Here is a 14,443-nt window from a genome sequence, read left to right as displayed (position 1 = left end):
CTATATTCTAAGAATGATGTTTACCGATAAAGCATCTTTTTTTATTATATCAATTCTTTCTATTAAAAGCCTAAAAATCTCTTTTAATTCTGTAATATCTTCCTCATCAAAATTTTTTACTACTGACTTTAATATTTCGATATTGTCTTTCTGATTCGATTTTTTTTCTTCAAACTCAATCATAGATTTGTAAGTATCTATTTTTTCATTGTGGTTTTTGATTTTAATATCAATATCTTCTTTTGTTTTTATAAATTCATCTTTAGTTAAAATGTCATCAGTCAATAAGTTAATCAGTTTGTTCTTTTTGCTTTCCAAATTGTTTATTTTTTCTTCTTCCTGTGCGATTTTCAAGGAAAGTTTAGATATATTTTCTTGGATATTTACATCATTTAAACTTTTCAAGTTATCTAAATTAAGCAATTCTTTAAAAATGACAGGTTCGATTCTTTTTTGACTGACGGACTTTTTACATTTGGAGCATTTATAGTCATTCCATTTTCTTGTCTTTGAACGGTACATTCTTCCGCCACAAGGACAATGTAATAATCCTGAAAACAGAAGTCCTTCACTTCTTACTATACTTCTATTATCAATGATTTGGTTTGCTTTATTAAAGATATCTTCTGAAATTATAGCTTCATGTTTACCTTTAAATTGGTACTTAAAATCTTTATTTCTCTTAAAAGAATTAGTTTCAAGAATATTTTCTTGTTTTCCATACGGTATATATCCGAGATAAAATTTATTTTTCAAAATATATCTTATACTTGAAATATGAATTTTGAACTTTTCAGAAAGATATTTTAAGGAATGAGTTAATAGATACTCATCAAATATTTCTCGGACTGTTTTAGCGTTTTCTTCATCAATTATAATATTATTGTCTTTATCTTTTGTATATCCTATCGGAAGAAATCCGCCTTGCCAAATTCCGTCTTTTGCACGAGCTTTTTTACTTGTCTTAACCCTAATTGAGATTTGTTTTCTCTCATATTCTGCAAAACTTGCATGAATCTGAAAAAATAAACTCCCAGTAGGAGTGGTAGTATCAAGTTCAGGCTGTGATATTGAAACAAACTTTATATTTTTAATAAACATATCGTGAATAAAGTTTATAAGTGTTCTTGAATTTCTTGAAACTCTCGAAGTCTCGAATACTACCAATACATCAAATGTTTTCATTGATATTTCTTTTTTTAATTTGTTGAATCCGTCTCTATCATCTTTGCCTCCGCTTTCGACATCTTCAATAATTTGATATATTTCATAATTTTTATTATTACAATATTCTTTAGCTTTTAAAATTTGGTATTTTAAGCTATTATTATCTTCTTGCATTTCTGTGCTAACTCTCGCATAGATAATTGCTTTAAGACGCATTTTTTATCCTCTTTTCCTGCTTGTCTTTTAAAACTTTTAATTTGTAAACTATTAGATTTACTATTTCCTTATTTTTCATTCTCGATCAACTCCATTAATTCGGGATTTTCGTATTTATTCCCAATAACCCACCAACCATCCATAATAATTCCACCTTCGCTTTCGATAATTGGTATATTATGTTTCTTTACTAATTCCTGTGTTAATGGCTTGCATTCGTCAATCTCATAATCATCATTTTCTAAAGTATAGCCATCTATGATTTTAAATCCTTGCAGCATACAGTCATAATCCCTCTCGCTGTCTCCAAAACCAATTAGTTGTAAGAAAGTTCCATTTTCATTTGAGGATAGCAGTATATCCTCCTCAAATATCATTTTACCTTTGCTATCTGTGCAATCTGTATATTGATTTATTTCTACATTTGACAGGTCGCCTATATTCAGCAGATTAATATTAAAGTTGTTTAACCACATTCTGTTTATGATATCCCATACTCTAAATTTTATTATTCTCATTTTATTCCTCCGTTCTTTCAATTAACCCCGATTTTTAAAATTGGTCCGCAGAATTAAATCCTTTGTTTCCGAAGAGTTCTTTTTTTAAATCTTCGTCATCAACTTCATCAGTATTTTCTCCCGGAACTTCTTCAGCTTCCTGTGGAGTTTCATTTGCATTCTCTGAAACATCAGTAGTATTTTGTTCATTGTCAACGTATTCGACTTCTATATTATTATTGTTGTCAAATTCTCTTATTACAGCCTGGTCTGCTTTCTGTGCTGTCTGCATTTCAATGCTTAACATTCCGTATTTGCTTAATAATAGCTTTAAAACTGTTTTTTTAGCCATAGCGTCAAAGTTAGTTTTCCAACTCGAGCCGTTATAGCTGTATGTCTTGCTAAATTTTTTAGCATGATTTTCTATTTTTTCTTTGCTCATCACAAAGTATTTTTCAAACCCATTTAAAGTTTTGAAATAAGCAATATAATGAGTTATTTCATTGCTAAGTCTATTATCAAGATTATATTTCAGTTCATCTGTAATCGAATCATAGCTCTCGAATTGCCCCTCATATAGTTCAGTAACATTTATTCTTTTGTACTGTCCTGTTCTCATTGCGAGTTGATAAAATCCTTTCCAGCCCATTTGAAATTGTGCTTCATTTCTCGTTTCTACAACATTTCCGAATTTGTCTTTTACAGTGTTTTTATACGGAACTATATAGGCAAATCCTAGGTTTGGGTCTATTGGCAAATCCAATGTTGCAGCAATTGCTCCTGCTTTTAAAATACTGTTTGGGTCTGCCTGTTGAAGTTGAGCATTCCCATTTGTTGTATTCATTAATGATGTTAAGAATCCTGCTGCTTTATTTCCCAACATCTCCTGAAATTTCTTTTTAGTAACATCAGCATTTACTAATGCTTTTAAAGTATTCTTTCCTACATTGCTATTTTTCTTTGCTAATTTATTTGTATTATCCATTTATTTCACTTCCTTTTTTTCATATTTTAGTTCATGTTTTCTGATTACTGATAATAAATCATTTGTAGCTTCTTCACTTAGTCCACTAACTTTGATACAGATATATGTTCCTTTTTTATCTGCATTTTCTGTTTTTGTTTCTACTACTTTTTCTTCAGTAGCTTTTGCCACTGCTTCCTGTTTTTCCTGTTCCTTTTTCTTCTCCAGTTCTTCCAAGGCTTTTTGCTTTTCTTCTTCTGCTTTTTTCTTCATATTTTCTTCTGTAGCTTTGATTTCGTTCTTTTTTTCTATAAGCTTTTTCATGATACTGTCGTACTCTGCAATCATTAAATACTGTACATCTTCAAAGCTTATTTTATTTTCTATTTCTTCATTTATTGCTGTTAATTGAGAAGTAATAAAGTTGTATCTTTTACTCCAGTATTCAAACTGTTCTTTTATTTCCTCCTCAATTTTTTTGAGTGTCATTGTCTTGTTTTTCCATTTTTCATTTACTGTAAACCATTGTTCCAGTAACCTGTTTTCTGAAAAGATTTGTTCTTTTATTTCTCCAATTTTTTCCAGTTTTTTCTGATATTCTTTTTCTTCAAACTCTTTGATTTGTTCCGCAATATTGCTTGATAATGTCTTTGTTTCTTTTTCAGCAATTTTAAGTTTTTCTATAAGCTTTTCAATATCTGCGTTAGCTTCTTTCTGAATTCTCTTTCTTTCTTCTGATATTGTTTTTTCTAATTTATTTAATTTTGTTCTTTCCTCTGTAGCAATTTTTATTTCATCTTCTGTAACTATCCAGTCGTGATATTTTTCTTTCACAGCTATCATAAAATTTTCCAGTTCTTCAATATTACTTTCTATTTTTGCTGGTGTTAATTTTTTTATCTCGAACTCCACAACTTGTAATTCGTTTGTTCCCATATGTTTATCCTCCTATATTTGCAATTTTCTTTTATAAACTGGCTCAATATCATTTATGATGTATGAATTGAATTCCAGCTCCTTTTCTATTATTTCTTTTATTGCTTCTTCATTCCTATGACAGATATATTTTTTTAAAACATGTCTTTCATTCTGAAACGCCAGTTTTATATCAGCGTACAATATTGCGTATTGCCAGCCTGTAACAGCTAAGTAATGTTGAATCTGTAGCCAATAATTAATTGGAATGTCATCAACTGTATATCTGCCATTTTCATCTTTCACTAGCCAAATATCGTAGTACTGATTTGAGTTAAAACAAGTGGCTGTTTTAATTTCCAGTACTCCTTTGCCAAGTTCCCGATGTTCCAAAGTTCCGTCAAGATTAGCACTCATAAACGGATATTTTAGGCTTTCAAGAGTTTTTTCAAGTTTACTTACCAAATATTCAGGATTGTTAATCCGAAAATGTTCTATAAGCAAATCTTCGCTTTTAACACCTCTTTGGATTGCTTCGTTGTCGGATAAGTCATCTTGCTTTTTTCTCCCAGTCTTTTCTTTCCATAAATCTACAATATTTTTATATTCGTTATAACCCATTAACACCGAAATATCACTGCCTCCAATATGTTTCCGCCGAAGCTCGTGCCACTCATCTTTGTTCTTGTATTCTAATTCTCTGTATTGCATATTTTTTCTCCTTAAATATATTTTATTTTTTTTAAAACCCACTTAAGAGCTTCGATTTTTCCACGTTCATAGTCAAACATGGAATAATCTTTTATATCTTTTATTTTGAGTCCCTGAATTTGTGTACTGGCTTTTAATTCTAAAATCAACTCTTCTAATTTTTCAATTACCTCGTCTTTTTCTCTCATTTATCCCTCCTGAATTTTATTTCTTATTTTTGTTATTTCATTTGCAAATTTTTCGTAGAATTCTTTGTAGTCATTCTCCCAAACTAGTCGGAATCTTTTATCAGCTGGGAACTTAACTCCTTTCCAGTTGTAGAATTTTCTGCAATACTCGTAATGAGGGTTGGAATGATATATCTGTAAGTTTATTTTCCCTCCGTCATTATAGAAGTCTACATATGTTTCTATGCATACTCCTTTAGTAATAATATGTTCAAAAGTTCCTATTTTTTCTCCTAAATTTTTATTCATTATTATTCTTCCTCCTCTTTAAATCCGCCAGTGAAATAAACTAACGGAAAAGCTATAGAAATTAATAATAATGCTGTAAATATATTCCCTGCTCCTCCTGCTGCAAGCATACAAAATACGCCTAATCCCTGTAGTAAATCTCTTATTTTCATCTCATTTTTCCTCCTTAAATCATAAAATTGTATTTTTCTATAAGTTCTTCCTGATAGCTTTCTATTACTTCCGAAAATGTAGTATCAAAACTATAACTATATTCTCTGAAATAATCCTTTAAAGCTACCCATTCATTTTCGGATAACTCGTCATAATTGCTTGTATGATAAGTTTCTAATTCATTGAATAGCTCCTCAAACTTTTCTTGTATCTGCCTATCATACTCATCTTGGGCTGCACAGTAATTGTCGTATTCCTTATCTCTCCAGTCTGAAGCCGCTGCTTCGTATTTTCTATCATATCCTGTTCCTGCGTATTGTTTCATAGTTGCCTCCTTAATTATTTCACTTATTCCGATTAAATCGGAAATAATGATTAAAAAAAATAAAATAGCCTTTATTTTGTTATTACAAAATAATTATATCCGATAAAATCGGAAAAGTCAAGTTATTTTTGATAAAAATTTTAAAAATGAAGTATAATATAATAAAATAGCCTTTAAGAAAGGAAGAAAAATGGAAAAATTAGGTGTAACTTTAAAAAAATTGAGAGAAAGTCGAAATTTAACAATAACAGAACTTGCTGATAAAGCAGGATTAGGAAGAGGAACAGTTGGAGATATTGAAACAGGGAAAAATAAATCCACAATAGCTACTATAGATTTACTATCTAAAACACTAAAATTAACAAAAAAAGAAAGAGAACAGTTATTTGCCAGCATGCTACCAAAGGATATTGGAGAAAAGCTGTTGAGTGATAAAAGTGATGAGTTTCTTGATAGTTTATCGGTATTATTAAAATTGATAGGAACAGAAGAACAGAAAAATATTTTAAATTATATAATTGAAAAAATAGAATATTTAAGCATGAAAAGTGGAAAAATTAGCGAAGTAGAAAAATTAATTGAAATTACGAAAAAAGAAATAAATAATTTATAAAGGAGAGTATATTACTATGGAATTTAAGGAGAGAATAGAGGAGCTGTTATAGAAGAAAAAATACAAATTAATTCTTTAAAGGATTTGTATGATTATGAAGAGAAACTTTTAAATATATTGAAAAAATATGTGGAAAGTGAATAAGAAAAAAGTATATGTAAAATTTTAAAATATAAATTATATAAAGGGAGTTATCTTAAAATGGGAGTTAGTATTGCTTTGTATGGAATCAGATTAAAAAATAAATCAAATGGTAGATTCGTGTCAATAAAAGAAAAAAATATATTTGAGCAAAATATTTTAGAGCTTTTTTATGAAAAATTTTCAAATGATATTGGAAAGGATAAAGAGATAGGTCATCCAGAAATAAATGATTCTAAAATTTATAATGTTAAAAGATTAAAAAAGTTAGAAAATGGAAATATATTTGGGAAAATTTCTTATGGAGAAACTGTAGATACGGATATTGATATTTTAAAAAGAAAAGAACAAAAAATAGAAATAGAAAAAATTACTCTTAATAAGAAAAATGGTGTTGTAGCACCTAATTTTCATTTTTATATGGGACCTTTAGCAATAACAGAAAATGGTAAAAAAGAAGAGTATTTGTTATTGTTGCTTCAAAAAACAAACAAATTAGGGATAAAATCTTCTGTTGTTGAAGTTTATAAGAAAATTGTTGATAGTCAGCTGAAAACAGCAGGGTATGTTTTGGAAATAAAAGTCTTTAATTATGAGAATTACCAAGAGTTATTAAAGAAATCTATGGTAAGAGAAATTACTGTTTTTATAAAAGATTTTCCTGATATAAGAGCAGTAAATGAGATAGAGAAAATGTATGAAACAAAGGAAACTAAAATAGAAAATATTATAAAAATAAAAAAGATAAATGGAAGATTAGATGAAATTTCAGAAAAAATATTTCATTATAATTTTGACGAGGAGAATATAAAAAAAATCTGTACAAACGTCAAAGTTAATGGTAAAATTAAAACAGTAAATTTGAAAGAAGAATATGGAAAAATAGAAGCTAACCAAACTACTTTAGATGTAACGGAAAAATACGAAAAATGTGATGAAAACTTTGAAAAAGTATTGAAATTGTTTGAAGAAGAATATAACGATATAAAAGTTGGTGTTGGAGATGGTAAATAAAGAATTAATTATATCAAGTTTGACAGCTTTAATAGTTTTATTTTTATTATTATTATTGATTCAAGAGTTATTAAAATTAAGAATTAATAGAATATTGCTTAATTTTTGGGAGATTTTAAAAATATATCGAAATGAAAGTTATGTTATATCAAAGAGAAGAATTTTATTATATTTTGTTAGTCCAATTATAATCTCTATAATTATGAAATTTGTATTAAATGTTTCAATTAGTAAGGAATATTTATCAACTATTTCAACAATTTTGGCACTTATGATTGGTTTTTTATTAAATGCTTTATTTAGAGTATCTGAAATGATTGAAAAGAGTCAAAAAAAAAGTAAGAAAGATATTTTAGTTGAACTATATGATAGTATAATATATGAAATTTTGGTGCTATTTTTTTCTTTTGTTGTCATAATATTTTTGTTTTTTTTAAAAGATAAATGGATGGAATTACTATCATTCATAATATGTGGACATGCAGCATTGGTATTTTTATTCTTATTTAGAACAATGGTAATATTATTAACAATAGATACAAATTGAGAATTTAAAGTAAGATATAGTATTTTCTCAAGCCTTAGAAAATGATCTAATATAAGATTAGATAATAGATAAAATAAAGACTTTTAGTAGGTCTTTATTTTTTATTTATAAAAATAACTTGACTTTTCCGATTTTATCGGATAAAATAAAAAAGAGGTGAGTAGATATGGATAGAAAAGAAAAAATTGCAATAGATATTTATTCAAAAATAAATATTGAACTTAAAAGAAAAAAGTTATCACAAAAAATCATAGCTAAAAAGATAGATATGACCCCTCAAACTTTTTCAGATAATATGAAAAGATTGGCAAATGGGATATTTCCTAAGTTGGATTTTTTATTAGACGTACAGTCTGAATTAAAAATTGACTTAGGTTTAAATTTTTAGTTATAAATTCCGATTAAAACGGATAAAATTATTTCATTTTTTTGAGAATTTTTCTCAATAAATCAATGATTTTATCAATTTTTTTCTCATTATCAGCCATACGGTATCACTCCTTTCATTAGGATAAACAAATTGTATGGCTAAATGTTGGAAATTAAAAGAAAGGAGGCTGTTTAATGGAGAAACACAAAATAAAAATTGTTCAATCAGATGGAAAAGCAAGACAAATATTCATTGATGATTTAGAGTTAGAAGGAGTTTGTGGATATGAAATCCAAAACTCCGAAAATGTAAATTCTAAAACTGGGAATACAATGATTTTGAAAATTGAATTTATAGAAACACAACTACTTGAAATTATTAGTGATTAAATTTGAAATTATATTGGCGGCTATATCTCTTAAGGCTCCCAATGAAAATGAACCTATATTTTTAGCTATATCTTTAGTCTTATTCCAGTTGTTATCATCACGTATATTTGCCAAAAAAGTATGTCCCTCTGGATACAAGTCATGGATATCAATATATTTTATAGATTCAGAGATTTCAATAAAATTCATTAGAACGCATTGCTTTATATGATAAGTAACCTCTTCAAATGAGTATGATTTGAGAAATTCTAAGTCATTAAAAGCAGCTTCGTTATTTCGTGAAGAGTGATAAATTCTAAAACTGCCATTTTCAGTTTGAAGCAGAATATCACGAATGCAATCAGGATTTAAACGCATAAAAACACCTCCTTTCGTATGTGATGTTTGGCAATATATTATACCCCGAAAGTGAAAAAGAGCCCTTTCAGGCTCTTGAAGATTAATTTGGTGTTGAACGTTTATGAGCAGGAACCTTTGTGCCGTCTTTCTTGGTGTAAGAACCTACTGAAACAATTTTAACCTTGTTTCCAGATTTTCCGGATGTAGCTTTCGCCATATTTTACTCCTTTCTAATAATTATATATTTGGTAGATTGGAGTTTACGTGTATATATAATTATTTAAAGTCTTATTAGCAACATACGTAATAGGTTACTAATAAATTATAGCACAAGATTTTGTGTTTTTCAACAGCAAAATATCACTAAATATAGGAGGGAAAAGAAAATGACTTTTCAAGAATTTTTAGAAAAATGCAGACAATATAAGGACTTTGTTCTTATTGAAGAAAGTGGAAATAAAGAAGAAATTGGAGGAGTTAGTAAACAGCACGGAAAAAAGACAAAAGGATATATTCTATTATATAACATGGAAACAGAACATTTAAGTAAACATCAAATTTATGTTAGTAATAGGGGATATTCAATTTTGTGGAGAAGAAGAAAGATTTTATTAGAGAATTTCAAATAATTCTTTTGAGAGAAGAAACTCATTAAAACTTGCTGACGATGAAGTCGGTTGAACTGTCAACTAATAGTTGACAACTCGGACTACCCCAATTTCAAAGGGGTTTAAAACTATATTTTTAGCAGACGATGAAGTCTGCTTGTATGGACTGTATGGCTGAAAGGTTAAGGCATGGGTAAACTCGAGTAAATCCTATATGACAGGTTCGACTCCTGCACAGTCCGAATATATTTTGAAAGGTAGGTGTAAAACCTCCCTTGAAATTTTAATTTATTATATCCGCCTTGTATTTCGGCTACAGGGCGGTAAAAGAGGAAATATAAAAAATGAGAAAAGTAAGCAAAAGACTAAATAACGTAACCAAAAATTTTTATTCAGATGAGTGGTATACGGATATTAAAACAGTTAATAAAATGATTGAACTTCTAAATCCGCTGCCAAAAAGTAAAATTTTATGTCCTTTCGACACTGAAAACTCAAATTTTGTGAAACAGTTGAAAGAGCAAGGGCACGAAGTTATATACGGAATAAACGATTTTCTCAAAAGTAATAAATATAATTTTGATTATATTATCACAAATCCGCCTTTTTCTATAAAGGACGCTGTAATTGAAAAGTGCCTTGAAAGCGGGAAAAGGACGTGTTTAGTATTACCGATAGAAGCTTTGGGCGGTGTAAAGCGACACGAAATTTTCGAGAAATATAATACAAAGCTTGAAATATATATTCCAACCCGTAGAGTGAATTATTACGATAAAAATTGGAAGAAACGGGACGGAAGTAATTTTCATAGTATATTTATTATTTTCGACAAAGAGAACGTTGAAACTAAGATAACGTTTGAATTTGAAGAAGAAAAAATCAAACAAATGAAATTATTTTAGGAGGAAATGTGGGAGAAAAATCAGAAATAATAGGAAACGTAGACAACATCAACAATCCGCAGCATTACAAATTCAACGGATTGGATATAGAGAGTATTGATGTTGTACGGTCCATTTTAGGAAAAGAAAAGTTTATCGGATTTTGCAAAGGGAATATACTCAAATACTTAATTCGGGAAGAAAACAAAAATGGACTTGAAGATATTAAAAAAGCCAGAAAATATATGGACTGGATCATAAAAGAAATGGAGGGATAAGGATGAATGAATTACAAATATTTGAAAATGAGAAGTTTGGGAAATTAGGAATTTGGATTGAAAACGGGAAAGAATATTTTCCAGCGACAGAAGTTGCGGTTATATTAGGATATAAAGACCCACACAAAGCAATAAGTACACATTGCCGAGAGGATGGGTGGGTAATTCGCCCAGTCATCGACAGATTAGGAAGAACGCAACAAAAGAAGTTTATAGACGAGGGAAATTTATATAGATTGATAGTTCGTTCTGATTTGTCAGAAACAGAGCCGTTTGAACGCTGGGTATTTGATGAGGTTATTCCGACAATCCGTAAAACAGGAAGTTACTCAATCCAAAATCCTGTTGAAGCTTTACTCGAAAATCCTGTGAAACTCGGAGAAATGCTTATTGAGTATGGAAAAGCAAAAGAACAATTGAAAATACAAGCTCCAAAAGTACAAACTTACGAAATGCTTTATGAAAGCGATGCTGTAGTTGATATTGGAGAAGTATCAAAAACATTAAATTTTAAAGGTGTTGGAAGAAATAATTTGTTTGCTATTTTGAGACAGCAAGGAATATTAAATTCTAATAATGAACCTTATCAGGAATACGTGAATAGAGGATATTTTAAATTGATTCCAACAAATTATGTTGATAATTTTGGAAACAGAAAAATGAAAGTTGTCGCTTATATGAAAGGCATAGAGGCAATTTCGAGATTGTTGCTGAAATTAGGATATACAAAAATAAATCCTAATTTAAAAATGCTTATAAGCTAAAAAAAGACGCTTAAAAAACGTCTTTAAAAGGAATTGGTTATTTAATTTTATAGCTAATTATAGCATAAAAAACGCTATTTGTAAAGGAGGTTATATGTTTAAGGAACATAACAACCGAATAAAAGCAAAGAATTTCGCTGAATATATCACAGGGGAAGAATTGAGAAGATATGAAAACGGAACAGGAAATAAGAAAAATTTTAGAAGATTAAAAGAGGTGTCGGAATATGGCAAAAAAATTAATAAATAAAAAGGGGAATTACACGACAATACAAAATGAACTGATAAACGATAAAAGTATATCTTTAAAGGCTAAAGGAATATTGTTATATATGCTTTCAAAACCATATGACTGGAAATATAATCCGAAAGAAATAGCAGCAAATTCAAAAGACGGGTTAGATTCAGTATACAGTGGATTAAAGGAACTAATTGAAGCAGGATATGTAAGCCGAAAAAGGTATGCTGATGGTAGGGTAGATTATTATGTTTTTGAAGATAAAAGCGAAAATGACATTGAGGATTTTTCTTTAAAAGAAGAAAACCCAAATCGGGAAAACCCAAATCGGGAAAACCCAAATCGGGATTTTCCCGACGTATACAAAAGAAAGAATACTACTAAAGAAAGAAATATACTAAATACTGAATTAAATAAAGAAACATCAAAAAGTGATATTGATGACTTTATAAATTCACAGGATAAGAGCGAGGAATACAAGAAGCTTTTATTTGAATTTTTAAAATACAGGAAAAAGATAAGAGACACTGTAAAAACAACAGGTCCCATTAAATTATTGCTGAAACATTTTAAAACTGAAGCAGACTTGAGAGAAGCTTTAGAATATATGGATTTATATAACTGGAAAACGGCAGAGCCTGGCTGGATAGAAAAAAAGAAAAATAATAATAGCTATGGAAATAACAGCAAAAACAACAATGATTTTATAGTCACAGAGGAAAGTTTAGCTGAAACATTTGGGAGGTATAAATAATGACATTACAGGAATTTAACAAAGGATTTAAGCCATTTCTAGATTTTTTTCCAACTGACAATATGACAAAAGAAAAAATAAATATTTACTTTGCTGGGCTTTCTGATTTGTCACTGGAACAAATAAATTTATCATTTAGTAGAATGATAAAAAACAGGGTGTGGAAAAACTTTCCACAGCCTGCGGAAATCAGACAGTATGCACTGGGAACAACAGAGACTGATATAAATGTCCGTATAAATCTGGCAAAGGAAAAGTTAAAAATGGCAATATCAAAATATGGAGCTTACGGATCCATAGAATTTGATGACAAAGGAATACATGCAGTTGTTGATAGCTTAGGCGGATGGCATGAAGTATGCCAAATGTTAACAGACGATTTTGATAAGTTTCTGACATTTGAATTTCCAAAAATTTATAAAGCATACTGGGAAATGCCATACAATGTAAATCCTTATTACCTCGGGATTACAGATAACAGCAATAACACGAAAAATATAAAATTCATAGGAAATTCAAATATGGGAATAGGAAACAAAAATCTAATTGAAAATAATCAAAAAATGCTGATAGGAGGATAAATGAAAAAATTACAGGAAGAAAAGAAAAAGTTGGAAAACAACAATGAAATTCTGAAAGAACAGATGATGAAAAAGTCTGAAAAGATAAAACAAAATGGTGTTCAGATAGAGGAGAACAACAAGAGAATTAGGCAAATTGAGAAAATATTGAGAGTTAAGATGAAAGGGAGAAATGATAATACAAGATTTGAAAAACAATAATAAAAAGTATTCTGTAATTTATGCCGATCCACCTTGGCAAAAGAAAAAAGGCGGATTAAGGAAAAGCCGTCCAAATCAGTCGAGAAACTTAGATTACAAAACTCTTACTATCGAAGAAATTAAAAACATTCTTTCTAACATTCAAACAGAAGAAAAGCATAATTTTTTTGTTTGGACTATTGATGAGTTTTTATTCGAGTGCGAAAAAATGATGAAAGAATTTGGTTACACATTACACGCAAGGCTTATTTGGGACAAAGAAAATGGCATTGCTCCAGCATTCACAATTAGGTATTCTCACGAATATTTATTGTGGTTTTATAAAAAAGGGAATATGCTAAAACCAATTTCTGAAATGAGAGGTAAATTTACAACAGTTTTTAGAGAAAAGTCGACAAAACACTCTAAAAAGCCAGTAATAGCTTACGAGATAATTGAAAAAATGTTTCCAAATACTGAAAAAATAGAACTATTTGCAAGGAATGAAAGGAAAAATTGGGATAGTTTTGGGGATGAAATCTAAAATATATATAAAATCAGGAGGAAAAATAGTGATCAATGAAAAAATATTCGGAGTAGTTAAAAAATCAATGTTAAGTGATAGAAATTTAGAAAATGGAGCTATAACAGAACAAAAAATAACTGAAAAATTCATACAGATTATAGTTAAAGAATATGGTGATACAGTAACTATTAAGAGAGAAACAAGGGATAATTTATTAACTTACTGGAATGTCACAGTGAACAGTAATCCGAGCTTCAAGGATTATATTGAAAAACACAAGATAACTTTTTCTGAATTTAGAATAAAAATAGAGAAAAAAATCGAAGAGCTGGATTTGGAAAGTATTGAGTTATATGACCTAGTATCTGATATCTTAAAGGAGATTTCAGAAGAAAAACTGATTGGGAATTCAAAGAGGTAAGTTATGTATAAATTTATAATACCATTGAAAGCTTTGAGCTGGAATTCTGCTTATAGGATGTCCCAGAAAAAAATGTTTTTAAGCAGAAAAGGAAAAAAATTTAAAGAAGACTGCCAAGAATTTTTGAAAGAACAATTCACAGAAGAGCAGCCTCTGGGAAATAATTTAAAAGTTAAAATCTTGTTTCAATACAAAGAAAATCGTAAAAAAATAGATATTGATAATGGTTTTAAGCTGCTAATTGACAGTATGAAAGGTTTAATATTTGAAGATGACTGTCAAATATACAAATTATCAGGAGAAAAAGAAATTGGAATGTTAAGAGACGAAATTCATATATGGATAGAGGAGTTAGAATAATGGAAGCATTAAAAA

Annotated in this window: 26 protein-coding genes and 1 tRNA gene; 17 read left to right on the top strand and 10 right to left on the bottom strand. The window is 29.0% G+C overall.

Features of this window, described 5'->3' with window-relative positions; genetic code table 11:
* From ACO5J6_RS01170 to ACO5J6_RS01130, 9 genes are all read right to left on the bottom strand, one after another.
* Positions 1 to 1,383 (bottom strand): recombinase family protein, encoded by a 1,383-nt coding sequence (locus ACO5J6_RS01170; RefSeq protein ID WP_485641535.1) that lies wholly within the window; start codon positions 1,381 to 1,383, stop codon positions 1 to 3.
* Between the two features lie 68 nt (positions 1,384 to 1,451).
* Positions 1,452 to 1,901: a YopX family protein gene (locus ACO5J6_RS01165; protein ID WP_485641534.1), complete on the bottom strand. Its 450-nt coding sequence runs from the start codon at positions 1,899 to 1,901 to the stop codon at positions 1,452 to 1,454.
* A gap of 34 nt (positions 1,902 to 1,935) precedes the next feature.
* Positions 1,936 to 2,865, bottom strand: coding sequence for a recombinase RecT (locus ACO5J6_RS01160; protein ID WP_485641533.1), 930 nt, complete (start codon positions 2,863 to 2,865; stop codon positions 1,936 to 1,938).
* On the bottom strand, positions 2,866 to 3,780 hold the full coding sequence (locus tag ACO5J6_RS01155) for a DUF1351 domain-containing protein (RefSeq protein WP_485641532.1): 915 nt from the start codon (positions 3,778 to 3,780) through the stop codon (positions 2,866 to 2,868). It lies immediately after the preceding gene.
* 12 nt (positions 3,781 to 3,792) lie between these two features.
* Positions 3,793 to 4,470: a lambda-exonuclease family protein gene (locus tag ACO5J6_RS01150; RefSeq protein WP_485641531.1), complete on the bottom strand. Its 678-nt coding sequence runs from the start codon at positions 4,468 to 4,470 to the stop codon at positions 3,793 to 3,795.
* 11 nt (positions 4,471 to 4,481) lie between these two features.
* Positions 4,482 to 4,658, bottom strand: coding sequence for a hypothetical protein (locus ACO5J6_RS01145; RefSeq protein WP_485641530.1), 177 nt, complete (start codon positions 4,656 to 4,658; stop codon positions 4,482 to 4,484).
* Positions 4,659 to 4,946, bottom strand: coding sequence for a hypothetical protein (locus ACO5J6_RS01140; RefSeq protein ID WP_485641529.1), 288 nt, complete (start codon positions 4,944 to 4,946; stop codon positions 4,659 to 4,661).
* A 2-nt stretch (positions 4,947 to 4,948) separates the two neighbouring features.
* Positions 4,949 to 5,098: a hypothetical protein gene (locus tag ACO5J6_RS01135; protein WP_485641528.1), complete on the bottom strand. Its 150-nt coding sequence runs from the start codon at positions 5,096 to 5,098 to the stop codon at positions 4,949 to 4,951.
* Positions 5,099 to 5,112: 14 nt separating this feature from the next.
* Positions 5,113 to 5,424, bottom strand: a complete 312-nt coding sequence (locus tag ACO5J6_RS01130; RefSeq protein WP_485641527.1) for a hypothetical protein — start codon at positions 5,422 to 5,424, stop codon at positions 5,113 to 5,115.
* A 190-nt stretch (positions 5,425 to 5,614) separates the two neighbouring features.
* Between ACO5J6_RS01130 and ACO5J6_RS01125 the strand changes: the two genes are divergently transcribed.
* The 5 genes from ACO5J6_RS01125 to ACO5J6_RS01105 all read left to right on the top strand — a co-directional run bounded on the left by ACO5J6_RS01125 (position 5,615) and on the right by ACO5J6_RS01105 (position 8,498).
* On the top strand, positions 5,615 to 6,037 hold the full coding sequence (locus ACO5J6_RS01125) for a helix-turn-helix domain-containing protein (RefSeq protein WP_485641526.1): 423 nt from the start codon (positions 5,615 to 5,617) through the stop codon (positions 6,035 to 6,037).
* Positions 6,038 to 6,238: 201 nt separating this feature from the next.
* Positions 6,239 to 7,192, top strand: coding sequence for a hypothetical protein (locus ACO5J6_RS01120; protein WP_485641525.1), 954 nt, complete (start codon positions 6,239 to 6,241; stop codon positions 7,190 to 7,192).
* Positions 7,182 to 7,739 carry a hypothetical protein gene (locus tag ACO5J6_RS01115; RefSeq protein ID WP_485641524.1) on the top strand — a complete coding sequence of 186 codons (558 nt, stop codon included), beginning with the start codon at positions 7,182 to 7,184 and terminating at the stop codon, positions 7,737 to 7,739. The genes ACO5J6_RS01120 and ACO5J6_RS01115 overlap by 11 nt, the downstream gene beginning before the upstream one ends.
* A 166-nt stretch (positions 7,740 to 7,905) precedes the next feature.
* Positions 7,906 to 8,127: a hypothetical protein gene (locus ACO5J6_RS01110; protein WP_006807855.1), complete on the top strand. Its 222-nt coding sequence runs from the start codon at positions 7,906 to 7,908 to the stop codon at positions 8,125 to 8,127.
* Positions 8,128 to 8,303: 176 nt separating this feature from the next.
* Positions 8,304 to 8,498 carry a hypothetical protein gene (locus ACO5J6_RS01105; protein WP_485641523.1) on the top strand — a complete coding sequence of 65 codons (195 nt, stop codon included), beginning with the start codon at positions 8,304 to 8,306 and terminating at the stop codon, positions 8,496 to 8,498.
* Here the strand turns inward: ACO5J6_RS01105 and ACO5J6_RS01100 are convergent.
* Positions 8,475 to 8,855 (bottom strand): DUF2513 domain-containing protein, encoded by a 381-nt coding sequence (locus ACO5J6_RS01100; RefSeq protein ID WP_485641522.1) that lies wholly within the window; start codon positions 8,853 to 8,855, stop codon positions 8,475 to 8,477. The genes ACO5J6_RS01105 and ACO5J6_RS01100 overlap by 24 nt on opposite strands.
* A gap of 368 nt (positions 8,856 to 9,223) precedes the next feature.
* Here ACO5J6_RS01100 and ACO5J6_RS01095 point away from each other — a divergent pair, with 368 nt between their 5' ends.
* From ACO5J6_RS01095 to ACO5J6_RS01040, 12 genes are all read left to right on the top strand, one after another.
* Entirely contained in the window at positions 9,224 to 9,466 is a 243-nt protein-coding gene (locus ACO5J6_RS01095; protein ID WP_485641521.1) for a hypothetical protein, read from the top strand.
* A gap of 142 nt (positions 9,467 to 9,608) precedes the next feature.
* Positions 9,609 to 9,687: transfer RNA gene (locus tag ACO5J6_RS01090), tRNA-OTHER, on the top strand.
* Between the two features lie 102 nt (positions 9,688 to 9,789).
* Positions 9,790 to 10,347, top strand: coding sequence for a hypothetical protein (locus ACO5J6_RS01085; RefSeq protein ID WP_485641520.1), 558 nt, complete (start codon positions 9,790 to 9,792; stop codon positions 10,345 to 10,347).
* Positions 10,348 to 10,355: 8 nt separating this feature from the next.
* Positions 10,356 to 10,604: a DUF3310 domain-containing protein gene (locus tag ACO5J6_RS01080; RefSeq protein WP_485641519.1), complete on the top strand. Its 249-nt coding sequence runs from the start codon at positions 10,356 to 10,358 to the stop codon at positions 10,602 to 10,604.
* A gap of 2 nt (positions 10,605 to 10,606) precedes the next feature.
* On the top strand, positions 10,607 to 11,368 hold the full coding sequence (locus tag ACO5J6_RS01075; protein ID WP_485641518.1) for a phage antirepressor: 762 nt from the start codon (positions 10,607 to 10,609) through the stop codon (positions 11,366 to 11,368).
* Positions 11,369 to 11,462: 94 nt separating this feature from the next.
* Entirely contained in the window at positions 11,463 to 11,618 is a 156-nt protein-coding gene (locus ACO5J6_RS01070) for a hypothetical protein (protein ID WP_485641517.1), read from the top strand.
* The gene (locus tag ACO5J6_RS01065; RefSeq protein ID WP_485641516.1) at positions 11,596 to 12,360 is read left to right on the top strand and encodes a helix-turn-helix domain-containing protein; all 765 of its coding nucleotides are present in this window, start codon (positions 11,596 to 11,598) and stop codon (positions 12,358 to 12,360) included. The genes ACO5J6_RS01070 and ACO5J6_RS01065 overlap by 23 nt, the downstream gene beginning before the upstream one ends.
* Complete coding sequence (locus ACO5J6_RS01060; RefSeq protein ID WP_485641515.1) at positions 12,360 to 12,941, top strand: DUF6475 domain-containing protein; 582 nt, start codon at positions 12,360 to 12,362, stop codon at positions 12,939 to 12,941. The genes ACO5J6_RS01065 and ACO5J6_RS01060 overlap by 1 nt, the downstream gene beginning before the upstream one ends.
* Positions 12,942 to 13,142, top strand: coding sequence for a hypothetical protein (locus ACO5J6_RS01055; RefSeq protein WP_485641514.1), 201 nt, complete (start codon positions 12,942 to 12,944; stop codon positions 13,140 to 13,142).
* Positions 13,114 to 13,665 carry an MT-A70 family methyltransferase gene (locus ACO5J6_RS01050; protein WP_485641513.1) on the top strand — a complete coding sequence of 184 codons (552 nt, stop codon included), beginning with the start codon at positions 13,114 to 13,116 and terminating at the stop codon, positions 13,663 to 13,665. Before ACO5J6_RS01055 ends, ACO5J6_RS01050 begins: the two co-directional genes overlap by 29 nt.
* Positions 13,655 to 14,068 (top strand): hypothetical protein, encoded by a 414-nt coding sequence (locus ACO5J6_RS01045; RefSeq protein ID WP_485641512.1) that lies wholly within the window; start codon positions 13,655 to 13,657, stop codon positions 14,066 to 14,068. Before ACO5J6_RS01050 ends, ACO5J6_RS01045 begins: the two co-directional genes overlap by 11 nt.
* A 3-nt stretch (positions 14,069 to 14,071) precedes the next feature.
* On the top strand, positions 14,072 to 14,428 hold the full coding sequence (locus tag ACO5J6_RS01040) for a RusA family crossover junction endodeoxyribonuclease (protein ID WP_485641511.1): 357 nt from the start codon (positions 14,072 to 14,074) through the stop codon (positions 14,426 to 14,428).
* The last annotated feature ends 15 nt before the right edge of the window (positions 14,429 to 14,443 follow it).

This window comes from Pseudoleptotrichia sp., assembly GCF_057270515.1.
Note: the sequence above shows the minus strand (reverse complement) of the source record. Positions and strands in the feature narration are given on the sequence as shown.